The sequence below is a fragment of the Streptomyces sp. WM6386 genome (assembly GCF_000972385.1).
GTDB lineage: Bacteria > Actinomycetota > Actinomycetes > Streptomycetales > Streptomycetaceae > Streptomyces.
Map to the genome: position 1 here is coordinate 35032 of NZ_JXTE01000018.1, position 20433 is coordinate 55464.

Consider the following 20433-nt stretch of genomic DNA (forward strand, 5'->3'; position numbering starts at 1 on the left):
ATGGCTGGAACGAACACCGGGTCGCTCAAGGGCTTATGACGCTCCGCCGGGTCCGGTGACGGTCTAGGGGGCGACCATGTCCGAGCGGGGGAGCGGTGCGGCCGGTCAGGGCGTGGGGCAGTGGCTGAAGCGCATTCAGGAGCGCTTCGAGCCCGTGCTGACCCGCATCCTGTTGTTGGGCATTTTCGTCACGGGACTGACCGCGCAATTCGTGAAGGCGGTCGGTGATGCCCTGGAGGGCAAGGCCTATCTCGGCGGCGCGCTGCTGAGCCTGATCGGGTACGTGCTGTATGACCAGGTCAAGGAGCTGTCCTCGGCGGTCAGAGCGCCGACCCGGGTGTTGGTGAACTCCAGCCAGCTCGGCAGCTTCGTCAAGGAAGCCTTCCAGAACCGCAATGTGGAAATCGGCTTCCTCGGCTACACCGGGGAAACGCTTTACAACGCTCTTTACCATCGACTCGAGGATCTCTTCGACAATCCGGGTCCCACCAAGCGAGTCTCCATTCGCGTGCTGGTGCCGGACTTCGGACTGCCGATGATCGTGCCCTCCAAGGTCGGCCATGGCGACAAGCCGGAGGACGACGAGGATTTCCGCAAGCGGATGGAGCGGCGCTGCGGCGAGTACGACGACATACTGTCGGAGCTGGCGGAACGGCTCACCGCGAACGGGCGTGTGACCGTCCAGTGCGAGTACCGCCTCTACCCGGGCATCCCTCGGGACAAGATCTGCATCTTCAACCGGCAGCTCGTCCTGCACGGTCTCTACGACCTGTCCGCCCGGATGCGCCTGCACCACATGGGCGACGAGTACTACGACCCCAAGGGCTACAGAACGGACCTCAATGTGTGGTCCCGGGAGGGCACGGCCGCCGCGGAGGAAACCGTCGCCACGTGGAACAAGCACTTCGACGACTTGTGGGCACTCGCCAAGCGTCCGGCTTGGCGACGGGAGGGTGCTGCCGGAGGAGGACCCTCGCCGGTCACATCTCCAACATCACCTTCCCCAGCGCCCCCCGCCCCGCTATGACCGCATGCGCCTCGCCAGCCCGCTCCACCGGAAACACCGCCCCCACCACCGCCCGCAACCGGCCCACCGCAGCCTCCTCCAGCGCGTACGCCATCAGCCGTCGCACCGCTGCCGGCCCGAACTGCCGTGACCGTGCCGGAGACGCCGCCCCCGGGAACGTACGGCGGTGTCACCGGGAACCAGTCGCGAGCCCGACCCGCCCGGATCTGGGTCTCCACGAAGATGGTGTCGGCGTACGCGACCTCGATCAGTACCTCGCTCGGACCCGGCGCCGGGTCCGGCAACTACACCGGGACCAGGACCTCCGGCCCGCCGAACTCCTTCACCTGCGCTGCTCGCATGGCTTGCCCCCAACAGAAGATCTCGTCGTCCCCGCAGTCTTCGACCTCAAGTCCACTTGAGGTCAAGCAGCCCACGCGCCGCCCCTTACGCTCGACCCCATGACCACCCCCGGCCTGCGCGAACGCAAGAAGCAGCGGATGTACGAGACCATCTCCGAGACCGCGATCCGCCTCTTCCTGGAGAAGGGCTACGACGCCGTCTCCGTCGCCGAGATCGCCGCAGCCGCCGAGATCTCCAAGCCGACCCTCTTCCGGTACTTCCCGACCAAGGAAGACCTCGTCTTCCACCGCATCGCCGATCACGAGGACGAGGCCGCGCGGGTCGTGGCGGAAGCTCCGGACGTTGCGCCGCTGGTTTCCCTCCGGCGGGACTTCCTCGAGGGGATCGAGCGGGCGGATCCCATCACCGGGCTCAGTGATCACCCCGCCGTGCTCGCCTTCTATGACCTGCTCTACGGCACCCCCGCCCTCGTCGCCCGTATGTACGCCCACCTCGAACGCTCCGAGGAGGCCCTCGCCGAAGCTCTCGGTGGTGATCTGGACGCACGGCTCGCTGCCGGGCAGATCATCGCGGTGCGGCGGGTGCTGGCTCAGGAGAACTGGCGGCGGATCACTGGCGGCGAGGGCGCGGGCGTCGTACGGGCGGATGCTGTCGCCGCTGCCGAGAGGGCCTTCGATCTGTTGGAGGCGGGGTTGGCGCGGCTGGCATAGGCGAGGCTCGGTAAAAAATTTAACTCGGTTACGTTATTTCGGTACGCTCGACCGCATGACGTCACCCGACCCCACCCTCCACCACGCCCTCCACCTCGAACGCACCCACCACGACACCTGCCGCGCCGCCCTCGCCGCCATGGTCGACGGTGCCCAGGAGCAGGTCGTCACCGGCGAGGACGTCTCCGCCTCCGGTGCCGACGCCGAAGTGCTCGGGTATCGCCTGCGCAGTCGGGCCAAGGAGATGCGGGAGCTGCCTGAGGGGCCGTTGTTCTTCGGTCGGCTGGACTCGTCCGATGACCGGCAGACGCTGCACATCGGGCGGCTGCGGATCAGTGAGCACCCCGCCGCCCCACCTCTTGTCGTGGACTGGCGGGCCCCCGTCTCCCGCGCCTTCTACCAGGCCAGCGCCCGCGACCCGCAGGGCGTCGCCGTGCGGCGGCGGTTCGGGTGGGCGCCGGGGAGCAAGGGGGACTCCGCCGATCTCACCGGGCTGGAGGACGAGCATCTCGAAGAAGGTGAGGACCAGGTCGGCGACATCGTGCTGCGGGAGATCGAGCGGCCCCGCGTCGGGCCCATGCGGGACATCGCCGCGACCATCCAGCCCGAGCAGGACGATCTCGTACGAGGAGATCTGCGCACGTCCGTGTGTGTGCAGGGCGCCCCGGGCACCGGCAAGACCGCCGTCGGGCTGCACCGGGCCGCGTATCTGCTCTACACCCACCCGCAGCGCATCCGCCGCGGCGGCATGCTGATCCTCGGCCCCAACCGCACCTTCCTGGCGTACATCTCACAGGTGCTGCCCGCGCTGGGCGAGGCCGGCGTGCGGCAGGCCACCCTCCAGGAGGAGATCGCGCGGCACCCGGTCAGGGGTGCGGACGACGGGCCGGCCGCCGCCGTCAAGCACGACGGGCGGATGGCGGAGGTGCTGCGGCGGGCGCTGTACGCGCGGGTGTCCGCGGACGTCGTCGAGGCGCTGGCGATTCCCGACGGGTCGTACCGGTGGCGGGTGCCGGCCGGTGAGCTGGTGCGGATCGTGGCGGGGGTGCGGGCCGAGGCGCCGCCGTACGGTGTCGGGCGGGAGCGGGTCCGGGCGCGGGTCGTGGCGTACGTCCGGGCGCAGGCCGAGCGGCGCGAGGGGCCGGTGCCGAACTCGTGGGTGCGCAGGATCGAGCGGGCGCGGGCGATCAGCGCGTACGTCGATGCCGTGTGGCCTCGGGTGCGGCCGGAGGAGGTCGTCGCCGAACTCCTCACGGCACCCGGGGTGTTGGAGCGGGCCGGGGACGGGGTGCTGGACGCCGAGGAGCAGAAGGCGCTGCTCTGGGACAAGCCGCCGCGGTCGTGGAAGTCGGCGCGCTGGTCGGCCGCCGACCTCGTGCTCCTCGACGAGGCCGACGGGCTGATCGAGCATCCCGAGGCATACGGGCATGTCGTCGTCGACGAGGCGCAGGATCTCTCCCCGATGGAGTGCCGGGCCATCGCCCGGAGGGCCTCCTTCGGGTCGCTGACCGTGCTGGGGGACCTGGCGCAGGGCACCACGCCGTGGGCGGCGCGGACCTGGCCCGAGCAGCTCGCGCACCTCGGCCGGCCGGACGCCGTCGTCGTGCCGCTCACCACCGGATTCCGGGTGCCCGAGGCCGTCGTAGGCCTGGCCAACCGGCTTCTGGAGCGGCTGGACGTCGACGTCCCGGCCTCGCGATCCCTGCGCGGGGACGGGGAGTTGCGGATCCGGGACGCCGGGGACGACGTGCCCGGCGCGGTCGTGGCCGCCGTGCGCGAGGCGCTCCTGAGGGAGGGGTCGATCGGTGTCGTCGCCGCCGACGCGGATGTGCCCCGGGTGCGAGCGGCCCTCCTCGCCGCGGGCCTCGACACCGCGGGCCCCGACGACCTGGGCGCCCGCGTGACCCTCGTACCGGCGACGCTGGTCAAGGGGCTCGAGTACGACCATGTCGTCGCCGTCGAGCCCGCGGCGATCGCCGAGGCGGAGGAGCGGGGGCTGCACCGGCTGTACGTGGTGCTCACGCGGGCGGTGTCGGGGCTGGAGGTGGTGCACGGACGGCCGCTCCCCCTGTGAAGGACCTCAGCCGTCCAGCAGAGGGATCAACTGCTCCTCCTCGTACGTCAGATGGGCCTCCAGTTCGGACGCGAGCCGTTCGACCTCCGCCTGGGCCGTGGCGGGGTCGCCCGCCGTCCAGACCACCTGCTTCAGCTCCTCCACCAGCGCGGCGATCCGCTCGTGCTCCTCGCGCAGGCGCGCCAGCGCGGGGGCCGCTTCGGGGTGCCGGTCGGCGAGGAGGGGGAACAGGCCCATGTCCTCGCCGGTGTGGTGGTTGTGGATGCCCTGACAGAAGGTGAGGCAGTTGACGCGGAGCTGGGCGCCGAGGGTCGAGCCGGTGCTCTTGCGCATCTCCTCGCGGATCAGGGCGAGTTCGTGGCGGAAGTTGTCGTGGACGAGCTTGACGGCCTCGCCCATGGAGCCGGCCCGGATGTTCGGCGGACCGGGTGCCGCGTTCTCGTACAGGGCGACCATGGGGATCACCCGGTCGCCGGCCTTCTCCTGGTACGCCGCCCAGCCCGGCTCCGTGTCCACCGCCCGCGCGAACGACCGGTCGCGCTCCTCGCCCTCCAGGACGACGGCCCGGGCCTCGTAGGTGAACGCGCCGCTCTCGACGGTCACTTGGGGGTTCGCGCGGAGGTTGTGGTACCAGACCGGGTGCCTGGGGGAGCCGCCCGCGGAGGCGATGACCAGGACGCGGTCGCCGCCGTCGGGGAGGTAGCCGAGGGGGGTGGTGTGCGGGGTGCCGGTGCGGGCGCCGGTCGTGGTCAGCAGGAGCAGCCGGGCACCCTCGAACATGCCGCCGACGCGGCCGTTGTTGGCCCGGAACTCGTCGATGATCGGCTGGTTGAAGTCGTTGGGCATTCTCTTCTTTCTCTTCGTCGCTGGTCTCCGGGAGGCGAGGGCGAAGAGAAGGAGGCGGACCTCTGGCCCGCACCGGCCTCACTCGGAGGCCGGGTACCCAACTGTCGCGCGGCGCGTGGCCGCAAACCCGGCAGTCATGGGAGGGACGGTAGTCCCGCGGTCATGAACGGCGCCACCGAATATCGGTGCACGCGGTCGCGGGCGGTGCATGCTGGCTGCCGATGATTCTCTTTCTCGACATCGACGGGACGATCCTGCCGTTCGGATCCTCGCGGCCGTATCCGGTCTACGACGGTGAGGCGGCCGCCGGCCATCCCCTGCTGACCCGCGTCGATCCCGGTCTGGGGGCGCGGCTCACGGCGTTGGGCTGCGCGCTCGTATGGGCCACGACCTGGGCGGCCAAGGACGCCAACGACCTCCTCGCCCCCTGGCTCGGGCTGCCCCCGCTGCCGGCCGTGGACTGGCCGGACCCGGCCGGCGAGGAGGACGGCGTCCTGCACTGGAAGACGCTGCCCTCCTCGCCCGGGCGGCCGGGCGGCCCTTCGTCTGGGTCGACGACGAGATCGGTCCGGCGGACCAGGCATGGGTGGCGGATCACCATCCCGCGCCTGCCCTGCTCCACCGCGTCGATCACCGGTACGGGATCACCGACGCGGACTTCACGGTCGTAGCGGACTGGCTGAGGTCCCGGCGGTCGTAGCGCACCGGCTCAGCGGCGGCCCAGCAGCTCGGTCAACCGTGTGATCCCGTCCGTGCCGTGGCCCAGACCGACGGCGCGGCGGGCCTGGCCCTCGGCGGCGCGCAGTACGGCCGTGTCGATGCCGTGCGCCTCGGCGGTGTGGACGATGTGGGCCATCGAGGAGACCGACGAGGTCAGCGGGTTGCCCTCGCCGGAGTAGGTGCCCTCGTCGATGTCGTCCGCCCACTCGGCGAACAGCGGCGGCAGGATCGCGCCGATGCCCTGGGCGAAGGGGGCCAGTTCGCGGGCGGTGATGCCCTCGGCGCGGGCCAGCGCGAGGGCGTGGACGTAGCCCGCGGTGGCCGTCCAGAAGATGTCGAGCAGGGCGATGTCGTGGGCGGCGGCCCGGCCGGGGTCCGCGCCGAGGTGGGTGTGGGTGCCGCCCAGCGCGTCCAGGGCGGGGCGGTGCTCGGCGTAGAGGTCCTCGGGGCCGCTGTGCAGGAAGACGGCGTGGGGCGTGCCGATGGTCGTGATCGGAGTCATGATCGCGCCGTCCAGGTAGCGGATGCCGTGCTCGGCGGCCCAGTCGGCGGTGCGGCGGGCGCGGTCGGGGGTGTCGCTGGAGAAGTTCACGACGGTACGGCCCTTGAGGGCGTCGGTGACGGGTTCCGTACGCAGGAAGGTGTCGGCCGCGTCGTAATTGACCACGCAGACGACGGTGAGCGGGCTCGCGGCGACCGCGTCGGCGGCCGAGGGGGCGCTGATCGCCCCGCGCTTCTTGAGGTCGAGGTCCCGGCCCGGTGTGCGGTTCCAGACCGTGGTCCGCAGACCGGCGTCCAGGAAGGCACCGGCCAGCGCGTGGCCCATCGGGCCCAGACCGAGGAGGGTGACGGAAGAGGACAGGGGCATGCTGAAACTCCCTTGGGAACAGAGGCCGTTGGCAGGCCGTTACGAATGACGACGAAGGGGGCGGAGATGGGCTGCACGCGCGTCCTGGACATGAACACCTGTGGAGTGACCGCCGCGATCACGGTGATCGACGGCAAGTGGAAGACCTCGCTGCTGTGGCTGCTGGAGGCCGGTCCGCAACGGCCCGGTGAGCTGCGCAGGCAGCTGCCGGGCCTCAGCGAGAAGGTGCTGACCGAGGCGCTGCGCGCGATGGAGGCGGACGGTCTTGTGCACCGGGAGGTGCACGACGTCCTGCCGCTCAAGACGGTCTACTCACTGACCGCCTTCGGCCGTGAACTCTCCGAGCTGCTGGCCCCGTTGTCCGACTGGGGCCACCGCCACATGGAGAAGCAGGCCGCTTCCTGATCCCTCCCGGCTTCCGATCCCCTTTCCTTCGCCGGCCCTTCGTGACCAGCTTCGGATCCACCCGGTCCCGCTGCCAAGTACCCACTTTTTTGTGGGTACTTGGTCAGTCCTGCCGGTCGGCCTCCCGAGCCGCCCTCTCCAGCCGCTCCCGGTAGGCCTCCCACCAGGCCGGGTCGTGCGAGGCCATGCTGTCCTTGCCCTGGTTCATCCCGACGGCACCGTCCATGAGCTCCCGCAGGATGTCGGCGTGCCCGGCGTGCCGCTGCGTGTCGGCGATCACGCGGACCATCGCGTGATGCAGCGTGACCTCGTCCTTGCCGTCCGGCCACCACGGCACCCTGCCCACGGTGTCCAGGGCGAGCGCGTCGAGCGTCGCGTCCGCGTGCGCCCATGCCCGGCGGTACAGGCCCACGATGTCCTCGCGCGACTCGTCGGCGGTGGCCCACATGTCGCCGTTGGTCTCGCCGGCGGTGTCGAGCCAGGGGAGCCGCTCCCCGGACGGGCGCCCGAAGGTGTCGCCGAGATACCCCAACTCCACGCCGGCCGCGTGCTTCACCAGCCCCAGGAGGTTGGTGCCGGTCGGTGTCAGGGGGCGGCGGGCGTCGTACTCGGAGAGCCCTTCGAGCTTCCAGAGGAGGGCGTCGCGGGCGGACTGGAGGTAGAAGCGGAGGGTGTCCTTGGGATCCGTTTCGGTCATGCGTGCCAGTCTGTGACGCGGGCGATCTTCGCGCACCGCTTTTCGCACGGACAGCCGGGTGGAGGGCCGTCCAGGGTGCTCATCCGCGGGCGCCGGCGACCCCCGAACCGTCCATGTAGTCGCGCGCCCGTGTGATCAGTCCGTCGTGGACGTGGAGTATCAGCAGGCCGGGGACGGTGAAGGCGGTGCGCCGGGGCGGCAGCGACCCCACCACGACATGCTCGGCGACGATCACTGCGGGTTCGGCGATCTCGTAGGCCGCGATCTCCCTGATCTCGTCCACCCGGGCGGGGCTTCCGCCCCAGGCCGTCCGGTAGCCCACACGCACGGCCTCGCGTCCGTCGTAGCGAGGCGGGAAGCCGGGGACGGCGAACGGGAACTCGTGCACCGCGTCCACGGCGTACAGGTCGGCGAGGTCGTCCGCGGACTTGTCGACCATGGCCCGGTAGTACAGGGCCAGCACCTCGCGTGGGGTGCGGAGGGCGGGGAGCTGTGGTTCGGGCATGGTGACCACTCCAGTCCTAGTCACTTTCACTCAACAGGCGTTGACTCAATTACCGTAGAGAGGGCGGGGTGGTTCGGTCAACGGCTGTAGAGTGAATTGATGCCTACGTCCCCCTCCTCACCCCATCGGTCCCGCGCCGACCGCCGTCGGGCCACCGAGGCGCGCATCCTCGGCAGTGCCCGGGAGCTGTTCGCGGAGAAGGGCTTCGACCGCACCACCATCCGTGCCGTGGCGGCCTCGGCGGGTGTGGATCCGGCCCTGGTCATGCAGTACTTCGGTTCGAAGCGCGAGCTGTTCTCGCAGGCGGTGCAGGCGCTCCCCGTGTCACCGGCACCCACCGACACCGACGCGCTGGTCGATCAGCTCATCGCCACGCTCGGCCTCAAGCTCGGCGGTCTGCCCGAGGGCACGCTGGCGATGATGCGCTCCATGCTCACCGACCCGGCCGCGGCCGACCACGTCCGCGCGGCCCTCGCCCGGCAGACCGACGGCGTCGCCGCCACCCTGCCGAGGGGCGAGGACCCCGAACTCCGCGCCGCCCTGATCGTCACCACCCTCCTGGGCGTCACCATCGGCCACCAGCTCCTCGCCCTGCCCGCCCTCCATGACGCCCCGCCCGAGCGCGTCGCGGCGCTTCTGCGGCCGGCGATCAAGGCGCTGACGGGGCAGGCGGGTTGACGGCGGTGAGTGAGGTGAGCTGATCCCGCACCTCACCTGTGGGCCATGGCGAGCCGATCCCGCCCCGCGCCTGCGGGCCATAGGAAGCCGACCCCGCCCCTCACCTGCCGGCCATGCCGCCTCAGGACGGGGCGAGGACGCAGAACTCGTGCCCCTCCGGATCGGTCAGGCATGTCCACGGCACGTCGCCCTGGCCGAGGTCGAGGTCGATGGCGCCGAGGGCCCGCAGCCGGGCCACCTCCGCCTCCTTGTCGTCACCGGGGTACGGCAGCAGGTCGAGATGGATACGGTCCGGAACGGTCTTCACGTCGGGCGTGCGGAGGAACTCGAGATACGGACCGACACCCTTGGGGGAGCGGAACACCGCATGGTCGTCGGTCACCTCGTGCAGCGGCCAGTCCACCGCCTCACCCCAGAACCGGGCCATGGCCCGCGGATCCGCGCAGTCGAGGACCATCACGGCGATCGGCCCGGTGTCCCGGTGGATCTCCCGGGGCTCCAGCACGCAGAACTCGTTGCCCTCCGGGTCGGCAAGCACCGTGAACGGCACGTCGCTGCCCTGGCCCACGTCGACGGGTGTCGCACCGAGACCCTTCAGGCGTGCGACCAACTCCGCCTGATGGACCGCGGAGGTGGTGGCGAGGTCGAGGTGCAGTCGGTTCTTCGTCGCCGTCTTGGGTTCGGGAACCGGCACGACGTCGATGCCGAGGGCGACCGGGTCCGGCCAGACGAGTTCGGCGGAGGGTCCGACATAGGTGCTCACGCCGGGCCGGAAAAGGTTCCAGCCGAGCGCCTCCGCCCAGAACCGGCCGACCGCCGAGCCGTCGACAGCCTTGATGTTCAGCTGAACAGGTCGCAGCGCCATGGCGGCGATCCTATTGTCCTGTCTCGCGTGAGCCGCCCAATGGCCGGACGTCTGAGCCGGCGGGCGCGTGCCGTCAAGCACCTCACGGAGCCCTGGCACCGCGTCCGTGGGTCGGCACCTTCGTGCTCTGATCCCGCGGACCAGGTCGAGGTCACAGCAATCGGTCGACCAGTCCGTCGACGTAGTCCGGGGTGAGCGGGCCCAGGCCGAACAGGACGCGGACATACATCGGGGCCAGGATGTGGTCCAGCACGCCGAGCGCGTCGGGTGCGTGCTCGCCGCGTTCGCGGGCGCGATCGAGCACGGACTGCAGTTGCCGGGTGCGTTCGGCGAGGAGGTCGTCACCCGCCTGCCGCCCCTCCTGGCCGCTGCTCGACAGGGCGACGGCGAGGCGCAGCAACGCCAGGCCGTCGGGTCCGGTGATCTCGCGGGCCACTTGGGCAGCGTAAGTGCGCAGGTCGCCGGCCAGGCTCCCGGTGTCGGGCATCGGCGACCGCTCGTTGAGGCGGGTGAGCGCCACGTCGGTGAGCAGGTTTTCCAGGTTGCCCCACCGGCGGTAGATGCTGCTGTCGGCCACGCCCGAGCGGGCCGCGACGTCGCCGACGGAGAACTTGCCGTAGCCGCGCTCGCTGATCAAGTCGGTGACGGCCTGGTGCACCGCCGCGCCGACGCGGGCGCCGCGCCCGCCGGGTCGCCGGGCGCGCTGTCGCTCGTCCATGCATCCACCTTAACGCAGTTGGGGCTTGCGTTTGCGGTGGAGCCTCCTTACAGTCACCTAACGCAGTCAATGACTGCGTTAGAGCGCCCAGGGGCTGACCGCGTCGGCCGTGAAGAGGCGCAACTACCGATGGAGAGGAACCCCATGGCTGCATCGCCTGCGGCCTTAGGCGGTCGACCGAACCGGGCTGTGCTGCTCACGGTGACCTGCCTAGGTCAATTCATGGTGCTGCTCGACAACACGATTGTTGGAGCGGCGCTGCCCGATATGCAGCACCGGCTGCACACTCAGCTGACCGGTCTGCAGTGGATCGTCGACGCGTACGTACTGCTGGTCGCCATGCTGCTGCTGTCCGGCGGAATCTTCGCCGACCGGTTCGGCCGCAAGCGGGTGTACCTGACCGGCGTGGCGGTGTTCACCGCCGCGTCGGTGCTGTGCAGTCTCGCGCCCTCGGTCGGCTGGCTGGTCGCCGGCCGGGTGCTGCAGGGCATCGGGGCCGCGGCGCTGAGCCCCGCCTCGCTGGCTCTGCTCGCCGCCGCCTGTCCCGTGCCGCAGGAACGAATCAAGGCGATCGGGCTGTGGGCGGGATTCAGCGGAATCGGTCTGGCCGCGGGCCCCGTGGCCGGCGGCCTGCTGGCAGACGCCTTCGGCTGGCCCGCCATCTTCCTGGTCAATCTGCCCATCGGCGTGGTCCTGCTGCTGGTCGGTCTGCGCAGCCTTGAAGAGACCCGCAATCCGAGCGCCCCCGCGATCGACATCCCGGGGACGGTGCTGTCCGTTCTGGGGGTGGGGGCGCTGACCTACGGGCTGATCGAGGGTGGTGCCCGCGGCTGGACGGCGCCGGTGATCCTGGGCAGCTTCACCGCCGGGGTGATTCTCCTCGCCGCCTTCGTCGCCGTCGAAGCGCGTCGTTCCGCTCCGATGCTGCCGCTGGGTCTGTTCCGCCAGCGGCTGTTCACCGTGTCCAACACCGCCATGGTCGTGGTGGGGTTCGCGCTCATGGGTTCGTCGTTCTTCTTCTCCCAGTTCTTCGTGTACGTCCAGGGCAGCTCGATCCTGCGCGCCGGCCTGCAGACCCTGCCGGTATCCCTCGCCATGGTGATCGTCAGTCCGTACGCGGGCCGGCTCGCCGCCCGGTACGGCTTCCGCATCGTGGTCACCACCGGCCTGGCCCTGGCCGGCCCGGGACTGCTGGCGCTCGGCATGGTGCACGCCGACACCGGCTACGGGAACGTGTGGTGGCGGCTGGGCGTCGTCGGCATCGGCTTCGCCCTGACCATGTCCCCACTGACAGGAGCCGCCATCCAGGCGGTCAGCCCGCAGGAGGGCGGCCTCGCGTCAGGCATCAGCAGCACCACCCGGCAGATCGGCGCGGTGCTCGGCGTGGCGGTACTCGGAGCCATCGTCCGCACCCGGCAATCCGGCGGCGCCTCCTTCGAGACCGGCCTCAACAGCGCCTTCCTCGCTGCCGGCACCGTCACTTCGGCCACCGCCGTGCTCACCGGCCTGTGGCTGGCGAGGTCCAAGCCCGCGGAAGGCTCCGCGGCGCCGCAACGTTCCACCGCTCCAGACGCGGTCACCACCTCGAACGAGGGGTCCGCGAACAGCCGTTGACAGCGACACCGACCTTGGCCGGGAGACGTCCCGCCGGCTGATCCTCGCCCGACACCGACGTGGGCGACGTCATCGACATCTTCTTCGGGCCGCTCATCTTCCGCAGGCTCACGCCGGAGCACGTGGCGTGGAGCACTTTTGCAAGCGCCTGCTTGCAATAGTTAGCAAGGGTGAGGCACAGTGGGGCCATGGCATCGCTCAACGTCGGCAATCTCGGTGAGTACCTGCGCGAGCAGCGGCGAAACGCCCAGCTCTCGCTCAGGCAGCTCGCCGACGCCGCCGGGGTGTCCAATCCGTATCTGAGCCAGATCGAGCGCGGGCTGCGCAAGCCGAGCGCGGAGGTGCTGCAGCAGGTCGCCAAGGCGCTGCGGATCTCCGCCGAGACGCTGTACGTCCGCGCCGGCATCCTCGACGCCGAGCGCGACCGGGACGAGGTGGAGACGCGTGCCGTCATCATCGCCGACCCGACGCTCAACGAGCGGCAGAAGCAGGTGCTGCTCCAGATCTACGAGTCCTTCCGCAAGGAGAACGGATTCGGGACCGATATTGAGGAGACCGGCTCGCAGGGGGCAGCCGCTCCCGAGGCGGAGGCCACCACGGTCGACGTGCCGGCAGACATACCGGGCGAAGAAGCCCGGGGTGGCACTGCCAAGCGCCGTACCCGCAAGAAGAGCACGGCACCCGGCACGACCGACGGCAGCGACGCCGACCCGCAGCAGACGGCCAGTTGAGACACCGGCTGACCGAGCGCGGAACCAAAACCCTCAGACGAAAGCGATCCGGGAGGACCATCACCATGGCCATCACCGACGACATCCGCAAGGCCGTTTCGGACCCCACCCCGCTCTACTTCCTCGCCGGCGCCGGTGACCTCGCCTTCCAGGAGGCCAAGAAGGTGCCCGGCATCGTCGAGCAGCTGCGCGCCGAGGCCCCGGCCCGTATCGAGGCCGTGCGCGGCACCGACCCGAAGGCCGTGCAGGAGAAGGCCGCCGCCCGTGCCAAGGAGGCCAGTGCCAAGGCCAAGGAGGCGCAGGAGTCCCTCCAGGCCAGGGTCGGCGAGTTCATCGCGACCCTGGACGGCGACATCAAGAAGCTCGGCACCACGATCGACGCCGACCTGAAGAAGTTCGGCGAGAGCGCCCAGGACTTCGCCCTGCGTGGCGTCGGCGTGGCCGCCGAGTACGCCGTGAAGGCCCGCGAGACCTACGAGAAGGTCGCCGAGCACGGTGAGCAGGCCGTGAAGACCTGGCGTGGCGAGGCCGCCGAGGAGATCGAGGAGCTGGCCGTGGCCGTCGAGCCCAAGGCCGAGCCCGTCGAGGTCAAGGAAGAGCCGAAGCCCGCCGCCGAGGCCAAGCCCGCCGAGGCCGCCCCCGCGAAGAAGACCGCCACCGCCAAGAAGACGGCGCCGGCGAAGAAGACCACCGCCAAGAAGACGACCCCGCCCGCGAAGTAAGCGGCGAGGCAGGTACTTCTACGACGGCCGGGCACCCCTGGGGTGCCCGGCCCGTTCTCCGGGTACGGTGACCGCGTAACGACGATCCGAGTCAGGTGGTGGGCGTTGTGCTGATGCAGGGGTTCGCGGGGTTGATGTGGATTCTCTACCTCGCGATGTTGGGATTCGCGGTGGTGGCCTTCGTGATGGCCGCCCTGTTCCGTGAGGACGCGTACCGCGCGGCCAGCAAGAACAACAAGGGCTTCTGGCTGATCATCCTCGGCGTCGCCGTCGCGGTGAACCTCCTGGTGCCGATGCTCTTCCTGCAGCTCGCGGGCCTGGTCGCCTCGATCGTCTTCTTCGTCGACGTACGCCCGGCGCTCCGCCAGGTGTCGGGCGGCGGAGGCAGGGGCCGCGGAGGCAGCAGCAGCGACGGCCCCTACGGCCCGTGGAACGGCGGCCGGTAGAAAGCCGCGGTCAGGGGCGACCCGCCCAGGGGCGTGGGGCTGTATCGATGTGCGGCTCCGCCGCGTGGGCGCGACCAGCCACCACGGACGCGCACCCGGCACATGACAGGAACCCGCAACGGCGGGCCCCGCCCCAACTCACCCGGTCCGATCCAGCAGCAGCACAGCCACGTCGTCCGTCAGCTCGCCGCCGTTCAGTTCCCGCACCTCGCCGACGGCCGCCCGCAGCAGCGCTTCCCCCTGCAGCCCTTCGGACAGCTGCCGACGGACCATCTCCACCATGCCGTCCTGACCGAGTCGCTCCTTGCCGACCCCGACCCGCCCCTCGATCAGCCCGTCGGTGTAGAGCATCAGACTCCACTCCCGCCCCAGCTCCACCTGCATCCGCGGCCACCGGGCACCGGGCAGCAGCCCGAGCGCCGGCCCGTTGTTGTCGTACGGCAACAGCCGCGCCGGCCGCCCCGGCCGCGCGACCAAAGGCGCCGGGTGCCCCGCGAGGCACAGCCCCGCCCGACGCCCGTCCGGCGCGATGTCCACCGTGCACAGCGTTGCGAAGATCTCTTCGTCGGACCGTTCGTGCTCAAGGACCTGCTGCAAGGTGCCGAGCAGTTCGTCCCCGCACAGCCCCGCCAGGGTCAGCGCCCGCCACGCGATCCGCAGCTCCACACCGAGCGCCGCCTCGTCGGGCCCGTGCCCGCAGACGTCGCCGATCATGGCGTGGACCGTGCCGTCGGGAGTGCGGACGACGTCGTAGAAGTCGCCGCCGAGGAGCGCACGTGAACGCCCCGGCCGGTAGCGCGCGGCGAACCGCAGTGAGGAGCCCTCCAGGAGCGGCGTGGGCAGCAGCCCCCGCTCCAGGCGGCGGTTCTCCTGCGCCCGCAACCGGCCCTCGGCGAGCCTGCGCTCGGCCGTGTCGGAACGTTTCCTCTCGACGGCGTAGCGGATCGCCCGGCTCAGCAGTCGGCTGTCCAGTTCATCCCGGAAGAGGTAGTCCTGGGCGCCGACGCGTACGGCCTCCGTGCCGCGCTCGGCGTCGCCGGAGGCGGTGAGGGCGAGCACGGCGTGCCGGGGCGCGAGCTCCAGTACGTGCTTGAGCACGGCGAGCTCGTCGTCACCGCCGCGCACGGGGGCGGGCAGCGCGAGGTCCAGCAGGATGCAGTGGACGTCGTCGGTGAGCAGCCGCTCGGCCTCGGTGAGATTGCGGGCGGTGCGGACGCGGATGGGGTTGCCGGCGGCATCGAGGAGCTCCGGCACGAGCGTCGAGCCACCGGGATCGTCCTCGATCACCAGCAGCGTCAGATGAGTCGTGCCGTTGTGCTTCTCGATCGTGCCGTCCGTGCGCGGGGCCTCTTCCCTTGAAGGGCCGCCACTTGCGGTTGCGGCCGGCGCCTGACCACTTTCCACGGCCGGGATCGCTCTCTGCCGCGGTACGGGTACGGGCATCGTCTTGGGTCCTTCCCTCCCCCCGAGGGCATGGCGGGGCGAGGGACCTCGACCCACCGACGGGGACCATAGCGGTACTCGGCGCCGCAACGGAATGGTGTAAGGCACCCGGCTCGGCAGGCGGCCGCTGTCATATGCCGCGTTCCCTACCGCAGTTGGACACCCCGCCCGAGGTGCGGGAATGACGAACGTCACGTCCACGCCGGGTTTGGGAGACCGCCGGCGTGCGGTGCGTCACGTGACCCCGGTCTCAGGTGTCCGCGACCTCGAATACCCATATTTCAGGCGTCCGGCCGCACGACCGCCAGGATCGGCATGGAGCCCGCCCCGGCGATCGTCACCGTCCGCCCCGGCCGCGGGGCGTGGATGATCGCGCCGTCACCTATGTACATCGCGACATGGCTGGCATCGGCGTTGTAGATGATGAGGTCGCCGGGCCGCATGTCCGCGACGTCGACATGCTTCAGCTGCTTCCACTGCTGCTGCGAGGTCCGCGGAATGGCCTGCCCGGCACTGGCCCAGGCCTGCGAGGTCAGCCCCGAGCAGTCGTAGGACCCCGGCCCCTCGGCGCCCCATTCGTAGGGCTTGCCTATCTGCGCGCTCGCGTACTCCACGGCCTTCTTGCCCTGTGCGGACGCCTTGCCGTTGATCTCGTCGAGGATCCCGGAGTCCAGCCAGGCGGTCTGCGCCTGATAGGCGGCCTGCTGCTCCAGCCGGGCGAGGCGCTCCTTCTCCTCCTTCTCCAGCTGGGACTCGAGCTCCTCGGCCGCCGCGATCTGCTTCTTGACCTTCTTCTTGGCGGCGGCCTTCGTCTTCCGGTTGGCCTCGAGCTTGTTCCACTGTGCGGAGGCGTCCTTGGCGTACTGCTCCAAGTCCTCCTGGGTGCGGGTCATTTCCGCGATGAGACCCTTGGTTGCGCGCTGGCCCTGCAGGATCCGGCCCGCGCCGTTGAGGAACTGCTGCGGATCGTCGCTGAGCATCAGCTGTGCCTCGTCGGGCAGTCCGCCGGTGCGGTACTGGGCGGCGGCCGCGTCGCCCGCGCGCTTCTCCAGCTCCGCCAGCTTCTCCTTGCCCTTGACGATCTTCTTCGCCAGCGCCACGATCGCGGCGGACTGCTGGTCGGCGGCTTCCTCGGCGGCGTTGTACTCGTCCGTGGCGACGGCGGCGTCGTGATAGAGGTCGTCCAGCTTCTTGCGTACGGCCTCAAGGTCCTTGTTGGTCCCGCCGGCAGCGGATGCCGATGGCGTGGGGCTGGGACTGGGACTGGGACTGGGACTGGCGAACGCCGTACCCGGCGCCGCGAGCACCGTGACCGCACAGACCACGGTCACAGCAGCCGTCACCAGCCCGCGCTTGCCCGCACCCATACCCCAGCCCCCAAAACCTGATTTACCGTCAGTAACTTACGGACGCCCGGGGATCGTGCCATGTCGTGACAGAAAACGACAGAGGCAGTACGTCCATCCCCCTGATCCACCCGCCCCATGACGATCTCCCCGCCTTTGTGACGAACGACTCACGGAGATCGTTCCCCGCAGGTCAGGCAGGCAAGTGAGGTTCACCCGCGCGGGGCCAACGCCCCCCACGCCACGGTGACTTCACCCTGACGCCACCGCACCGGCCCATCGGTCAGCGGCCAGTCGGCGGTCAGATCCCGCACCGCCCGGATCCAGCGCTGGCGGGCGCCGTACGAGGCGTAGGGCGCGGCGGCGGCCCAGGCGCGGTCGAAGTCGCGCAGGAAGGCGTGCACGGGCTCACCAGGGACGTTGCGGTGAATGAGGGCTTTCGGCAGTCGCTCGGCGAGGTCGGACGGCCGCTCCAGCGACCCCAGCCGGGTCGCGAAGGTGACCGTCCGCGGCCCCTCCGGTCCGAGCGCGACCCACACATGCCGCCGCCCGATCTCGTCACACGTCCCCTCGACGAGCAGTCCACCCTGCGCGAGCCGCGCACACAGCCGCGCCCACACCTCGGCGACCTCGCCCTCGTCGTACTGCCGCAGCACATTGGCGGCCCGGATCAGCATCGGCCGCGGCTGGACCGCAAGCTCGAACCCTCCGTGCCGGAACTCGAGCCCCTCCCGCTCGTACGGCTTCGCGGCCGCGACCCGGGCGGGCTCGATCTCCACGCCCACGACACGCGCGTGTGGGGCGACGGTTCGGAGGCGCTGCAGCAGCTCGACGGCGGTCCAGGGGGCGGCCCCGTATCCGAGGTCGATGGCGAGGGGGTCGCCGGTCCGCCGCAGTTCGGGCCCATGGGTCGCGGTGATCCAGCGGTCCATGCGGCGCAGCCGGTTGGGGTTGGTGGTCCCGCGCGTCACTGTGCCCACGGGGCGGCTGGTGGCACGGGGTGTCATGCCTACGAGGGTATGCGTGCTGACGGCGCCGAGGTTTCTCGCCCCCGCCGCCCCTACCCGTCCCTCCCTGGGGCCTGCGCCCCCAGACCTCCGCTGTCGGCCCTGAACGGGCCTCGTCCTCAAACGCCGGACGGGCTGAAGGATCCCTGACGCACCCACCCTCCGAACAGTTGAGCGATCCCCGGTAATGGCTCAGCAAAGTTCACCGCGCCCGGAATGGGAACCCGCCCCTCCGATGTTGCACCCCCGTGGAGGGCACCCCACACCCTCCGTCAGGCATGCCCGCTGCGAGGAGGACCGCCACGTGAGCCAGTACGTCAGCAGGCTCGGGCGTCGCTCCCCGGCCGCGCCCCCGCGGCTGAGGCTGCACCGCCGCCCCCGCCGTATCGCGATGCTCTCCGTGCACACCTCCCCGCTCCACCAGCCCGGCACCGGCGACGCCGGCGGCATGAACGTCTACATCGTCGAGCTGGCGCAGCGCCTCGCCGCGATCAACATCGAGGTCGAGATCTTCACGCGCGCGACGACCGCCGCACTGGAGCCGACGGTCCAGCTCGCCCCCGGCGTACTCGTCCGCCACGTCGACGCCGGGCCCTACGAGGGCCTTGCCAAGGAGGAGCTCCCCGCCCAGCTGTGCGCCTTCACACACGGCGTGATGCAGGCATGGGCCGGCCACCGCCCCGGCTACTACGACCTCGTCCACTCTCACTACTGGCTCTCCGGCCACGTCGGCTGGCTCGCCGCCCAGCGCTGGGGTGTCCCCCTGGTCCACGCCATGCACACCATGGCCAAGGTCAAGAACGCCAACCTCGCCGACGGCGACACCCCCGAGCCCGCCGCCCGCGTCATCGGCGAGACCCAGATCGTCGACGCCGCGGACCGCCTCATCGCCAACACGGCGGAGGAGGTCGACGAGCTCGTACGCCACTACAGCGCGGACCCTGGCAAGGTCGCCGTGGTCCACCCCGGCGTCAACCTGGACCGCTTCAGCCCCGCCGACGGCCGCGCCGCCGCCCGCGCCCGCCTCGACCTCCCCCAGGACGCCCTCATCCCGCTCTTCGCGGGCCGCATCCAGCCCCTGAAGGCCCCCGACATCCTCCTGCGCGCCATCGCCGTCCTCCTCGACGAGCGCCCCGAGCTGCGCTCCCGCCTGGTCGTGCCCATCGTCGGCGGCCCCAGCGGCAGCGGCCTCGCCAAGCCCGAGGGCCTGCAGAAGCTGGCCGCCCGGCTCGGCATCGCGGACGTCGTACGGTTCCGTCCGCCCGTCGGCCAGGAACAGCTCGCGGACTGGTTCCGGGCCGCGTCCGTGCTGGTCATGCCGTCGTACAGCGAGTCCTTCGGCCTGGTCGCCATAGAGGCCCAGGCGGCCGGCACACCCGTCCTCGCGGCAGCGGTGGGCGGCCTGCCGGTGGCCGTGCGCGACCACCAGACGGGCTTCCTCGTACGAGGCCACAACCCCGCCGACTACGCGCGCGTGCTCCGCGACCTCGCCGACGACCCCCATCTCGCACCCCGCATGGGCGAGGCCGCCGCCCGGCACGCGCAGTCCTTCGGCTGGGACACCGCGGCCGCCGCGACGGCGGACGTCTACACGGCCGCGATGCAGGCCCACCGGCGTCGCGTACGCTCCCACCATGGCTGAGGAGCAGAAGGCGGCGCAGGTCATCGAGGGCGTCCTCAAGGACAACGACCTGGAGTGGGAGAGCCCGGCCCCCGGCAATTACGTCGTCCAGCTCCCCGGCACCCGCAAGCTGAAGACGACGGTCTCCCTCCTGGTCGGCCGCCACTCCCTCTCCCTGAACGCCTTCGTCGTCCGCCACCCCGACGAGAACGAGTCCGGCGTCCACCGCTGGCTCTTGGAGCGCAACCTCAAGCTGTACGGCGTGAGTTACGCCGTGGACCGGCTCGGCGACGTCTACGTCACCGCCAAGCTCCCCCTCGCCGCCGTCACCGCCGACGAGATCGACCGCCTCCTGGGACAGACCCTGGAGGCGGCGGACGGCAGCTTCAACACCCTGCTGGAGCTCGGTTTCGCGTCCGCGATCCGCAAGGAGTACGAGTGGCGTGTGGCCCGGGGTGAGCCGACGCGCAACCTGGACGCGTTCGCCCACCTGACCCAGCGCCCGGCCGATCCGTCCGACCGGTCCGACTGACTCCGGGCCGGCGCGTCAGGAGTTGCCGGGCGGCAGGGACGAGTCCGGCTGAGGCTCGCTGGTGGGATCGGGGTTTTCGCCGGAGGGGTCGGCCTTGTCGAGCTCGTCGGCGAACGCGCGCAGGGCGTCCGCCAGTTCCTTCTTGGTCGGCAACTCGTCGACCTTCTTGTCGAGCTCCGCGATACGTCGGTTGAGCTCGTCCAGCTCACTGGGCGTGGACGGCTCGCCGGTGGGTTCGTCGGTGGGTTCCGGGGTGGGGTCGTCGGGTTCCGTGAACGTCGGGCTCGGGTCGCTGCCGCCGTCGGAGCCGGAGCCGCCTGTGCCCCCTTCCGCCGGGACACTGATCTCCACGGAGGGTTCGGCGGTGGGTTCGTCGTCCGAGGTCGCCGCGAGGGCGGCGCCGACGCTGAGGGCGACCAGGGCGGCCGCGCCGACGACGGCGGTCGAGAGACGTCTGGCTCTCAAGGTGCGGCCGGGCTGTGAAGTGCCTTGTGTGTCTTGTGAGTTGTTGGCCAT

The 20433-nt window shown here is 70.8% G+C and carries 21 protein-coding genes and 1 pseudogene; 12 read left to right on the top strand and 10 right to left on the bottom strand.

Going from position 1 to position 20433, the window contains the following annotated elements; genetic code table 11:
- The first annotated feature begins 76 nt into the window (after nt 1–76).
- The 3 genes from TN53_RS13815 (at nt 77) to TN53_RS13825 (ending at nt 4153) form a co-directional block, all read left to right on the top strand.
- Nucleotides 77–1027, top strand: a complete 951-nt coding sequence (locus TN53_RS13815; RefSeq protein WP_199924567.1) for a hypothetical protein — start codon at nt 77–79, stop codon at nt 1025–1027.
- A gap of 440 nt (nt 1028–1467) precedes the next feature.
- Entirely contained in the window at nt 1468–2079 is a 612-nt protein-coding gene (locus tag TN53_RS13820; protein WP_046258747.1) for a TetR/AcrR family transcriptional regulator, read from the top strand.
- 55 nt (nt 2080–2134) lie between these two features.
- Nucleotides 2135–4153 carry a HelD family protein gene (locus TN53_RS13825; protein ID WP_046258748.1) on the top strand — a complete coding sequence of 673 codons (2019 nt, stop codon included), beginning with the start codon at nt 2135–2137 and terminating at the stop codon, nt 4151–4153.
- Between the two features lie 6 nt (nt 4154–4159).
- On the opposite strand, the gene TN53_RS13830 is transcribed toward TN53_RS13825, so the two are convergent.
- Nucleotides 4160–4999, bottom strand: coding sequence for a nitroreductase/quinone reductase family protein (locus tag TN53_RS13830; RefSeq protein ID WP_046258749.1), 840 nt, complete (start codon nt 4997–4999; stop codon nt 4160–4162).
- 221 nt (nt 5000–5220) lie between these two features.
- On the opposite strand from TN53_RS13830, the pseudogene TN53_RS13835 reads away from it, so the two are divergent.
- Nucleotides 5221–5699: pseudogene (locus TN53_RS13835) on the top strand (HAD domain-containing protein).
- Nucleotides 5700–5708: 9 nt separating this feature from the next.
- Here the strand turns inward: TN53_RS13835 and TN53_RS13840 are convergent.
- Nucleotides 5709–6587, bottom strand: a complete 879-nt coding sequence (locus TN53_RS13840) for an NAD(P)-dependent oxidoreductase (protein ID WP_046258750.1) — start codon at nt 6585–6587, stop codon at nt 5709–5711.
- Nucleotides 6588–6632: 45 nt separating this feature from the next.
- Here TN53_RS13840 and TN53_RS13845 point away from each other — a divergent pair, with 45 nt between their 5' ends.
- A complete protein-coding gene (locus tag TN53_RS13845; protein ID WP_234441592.1) occupies nt 6633–6992 on the top strand; it encodes a winged helix-turn-helix transcriptional regulator in 360 nt (119 codons plus the stop codon).
- A gap of 103 nt (nt 6993–7095) precedes the next feature.
- Here the strand turns inward: TN53_RS13845 and TN53_RS13850 are convergent, their stop codons facing one another.
- Together TN53_RS13850 and TN53_RS13855 are read right to left on the bottom strand one after the other, a co-directional pair.
- The gene (locus tag TN53_RS13850; protein ID WP_046258751.1) at nt 7096–7689 is read right to left on the bottom strand and encodes a DinB family protein; all 594 of its coding nucleotides are present in this window, start codon (nt 7687–7689) and stop codon (nt 7096–7098) included.
- A gap of 79 nt (nt 7690–7768) precedes the next feature.
- Complete coding sequence (locus TN53_RS13855; protein WP_046258752.1) at nt 7769–8194, bottom strand: nuclear transport factor 2 family protein; 426 nt, start codon at nt 8192–8194, stop codon at nt 7769–7771.
- A 99-nt stretch (nt 8195–8293) separates the two neighbouring features.
- On the opposite strand from TN53_RS13855, the gene TN53_RS13860 reads away from it, so the two are divergent.
- Nucleotides 8294–8872 (top strand): TetR/AcrR family transcriptional regulator, encoded by a 579-nt coding sequence (locus TN53_RS13860; RefSeq protein ID WP_046258753.1) that lies wholly within the window; start codon nt 8294–8296, stop codon nt 8870–8872.
- Nucleotides 8873–8993: 121 nt separating this feature from the next.
- Here the strand turns inward: TN53_RS13860 and TN53_RS13865 are convergent, their stop codons facing one another.
- Both TN53_RS13865 and TN53_RS13870 read right to left on the bottom strand, forming a co-directional pair.
- Nucleotides 8994–9737, bottom strand: a complete 744-nt coding sequence (locus TN53_RS13865) for a VOC family protein (protein ID WP_046258754.1) — start codon at nt 9735–9737, stop codon at nt 8994–8996.
- A gap of 151 nt (nt 9738–9888) precedes the next feature.
- Nucleotides 9889–10455 (bottom strand): TetR/AcrR family transcriptional regulator, encoded by a 567-nt coding sequence (locus tag TN53_RS13870; protein WP_046258755.1) that lies wholly within the window; start codon nt 10453–10455, stop codon nt 9889–9891.
- 144 nt (nt 10456–10599) lie between these two features.
- On the opposite strand from TN53_RS13870, the gene TN53_RS13875 reads away from it, so the two are divergent.
- The 4 genes from TN53_RS13875 to TN53_RS13890 all read left to right on the top strand — a co-directional run bounded on the left by TN53_RS13875 (nt 10600) and on the right by TN53_RS13890 (nt 13968).
- Nucleotides 10600–12069: an MFS transporter gene (locus TN53_RS13875; protein WP_046258756.1), complete on the top strand. Its 1470-nt coding sequence runs from the start codon at nt 10600–10602 to the stop codon at nt 12067–12069.
- A 188-nt stretch (nt 12070–12257) separates the two neighbouring features.
- Complete coding sequence (locus TN53_RS13880; RefSeq protein WP_046258757.1) at nt 12258–12800, top strand: helix-turn-helix domain-containing protein; 543 nt, start codon at nt 12258–12260, stop codon at nt 12798–12800.
- 65 nt (nt 12801–12865) lie between these two features.
- Nucleotides 12866–13522: a hypothetical protein gene (locus TN53_RS13885; protein WP_046258758.1), complete on the top strand. Its 657-nt coding sequence runs from the start codon at nt 12866–12868 to the stop codon at nt 13520–13522.
- A gap of 113 nt (nt 13523–13635) precedes the next feature.
- A complete protein-coding gene (locus TN53_RS13890; protein WP_373463970.1) occupies nt 13636–13968 on the top strand; it encodes a DUF2516 family protein in 333 nt (110 codons plus the stop codon).
- A gap of 138 nt (nt 13969–14106) precedes the next feature.
- Here the strand turns inward: TN53_RS13890 and TN53_RS13895 are convergent, their stop codons facing one another.
- The 3 genes from TN53_RS13895 to TN53_RS13905 all read right to left on the bottom strand — a co-directional run bounded on the left by TN53_RS13895 (nt 14107) and on the right by TN53_RS13905 (nt 17764).
- Nucleotides 14107–15411, bottom strand: coding sequence for a PP2C family protein-serine/threonine phosphatase (locus TN53_RS13895; protein WP_046258760.1), 1305 nt, complete (start codon nt 15409–15411; stop codon nt 14107–14109).
- A gap of 281 nt (nt 15412–15692) precedes the next feature.
- The gene (locus TN53_RS13900; RefSeq protein WP_046258761.1) at nt 15693–16778 is read right to left on the bottom strand and encodes an NlpC/P60 family protein; all 1086 of its coding nucleotides are present in this window, start codon (nt 16776–16778) and stop codon (nt 15693–15695) included.
- A 191-nt stretch (nt 16779–16969) separates the two neighbouring features.
- The gene (locus TN53_RS13905) at nt 16970–17764 is read right to left on the bottom strand and encodes an SAM-dependent methyltransferase (RefSeq protein WP_095046476.1); all 795 of its coding nucleotides are present in this window, start codon (nt 17762–17764) and stop codon (nt 16970–16972) included.
- A 304-nt stretch (nt 17765–18068) separates the two neighbouring features.
- On the opposite strand from TN53_RS13905, the gene mshA reads away from it, so the two are divergent.
- Both mshA and TN53_RS13915 read left to right on the top strand, forming a co-directional pair.
- Nucleotides 18069–19406 (top strand): D-inositol-3-phosphate glycosyltransferase, encoded by a 1338-nt coding sequence (mshA, locus tag TN53_RS13910; RefSeq protein WP_046258763.1) that lies wholly within the window; start codon nt 18069–18071, stop codon nt 19404–19406.
- Nucleotides 19399–19917: a YbjN domain-containing protein gene (locus tag TN53_RS13915; protein ID WP_046258764.1), complete on the top strand. Its 519-nt coding sequence runs from the start codon at nt 19399–19401 to the stop codon at nt 19915–19917. Before mshA ends, TN53_RS13915 begins: the two co-directional genes overlap by 8 nt.
- A 15-nt stretch (nt 19918–19932) precedes the next feature.
- Here TN53_RS13915 and TN53_RS13920 read toward each other — a convergent pair whose 3' ends face one another.
- Nucleotides 19933–20433: a hypothetical protein gene (locus TN53_RS13920; protein WP_199924568.1), complete on the bottom strand. Its 501-nt coding sequence runs from the start codon at nt 20431–20433 to the stop codon at nt 19933–19935.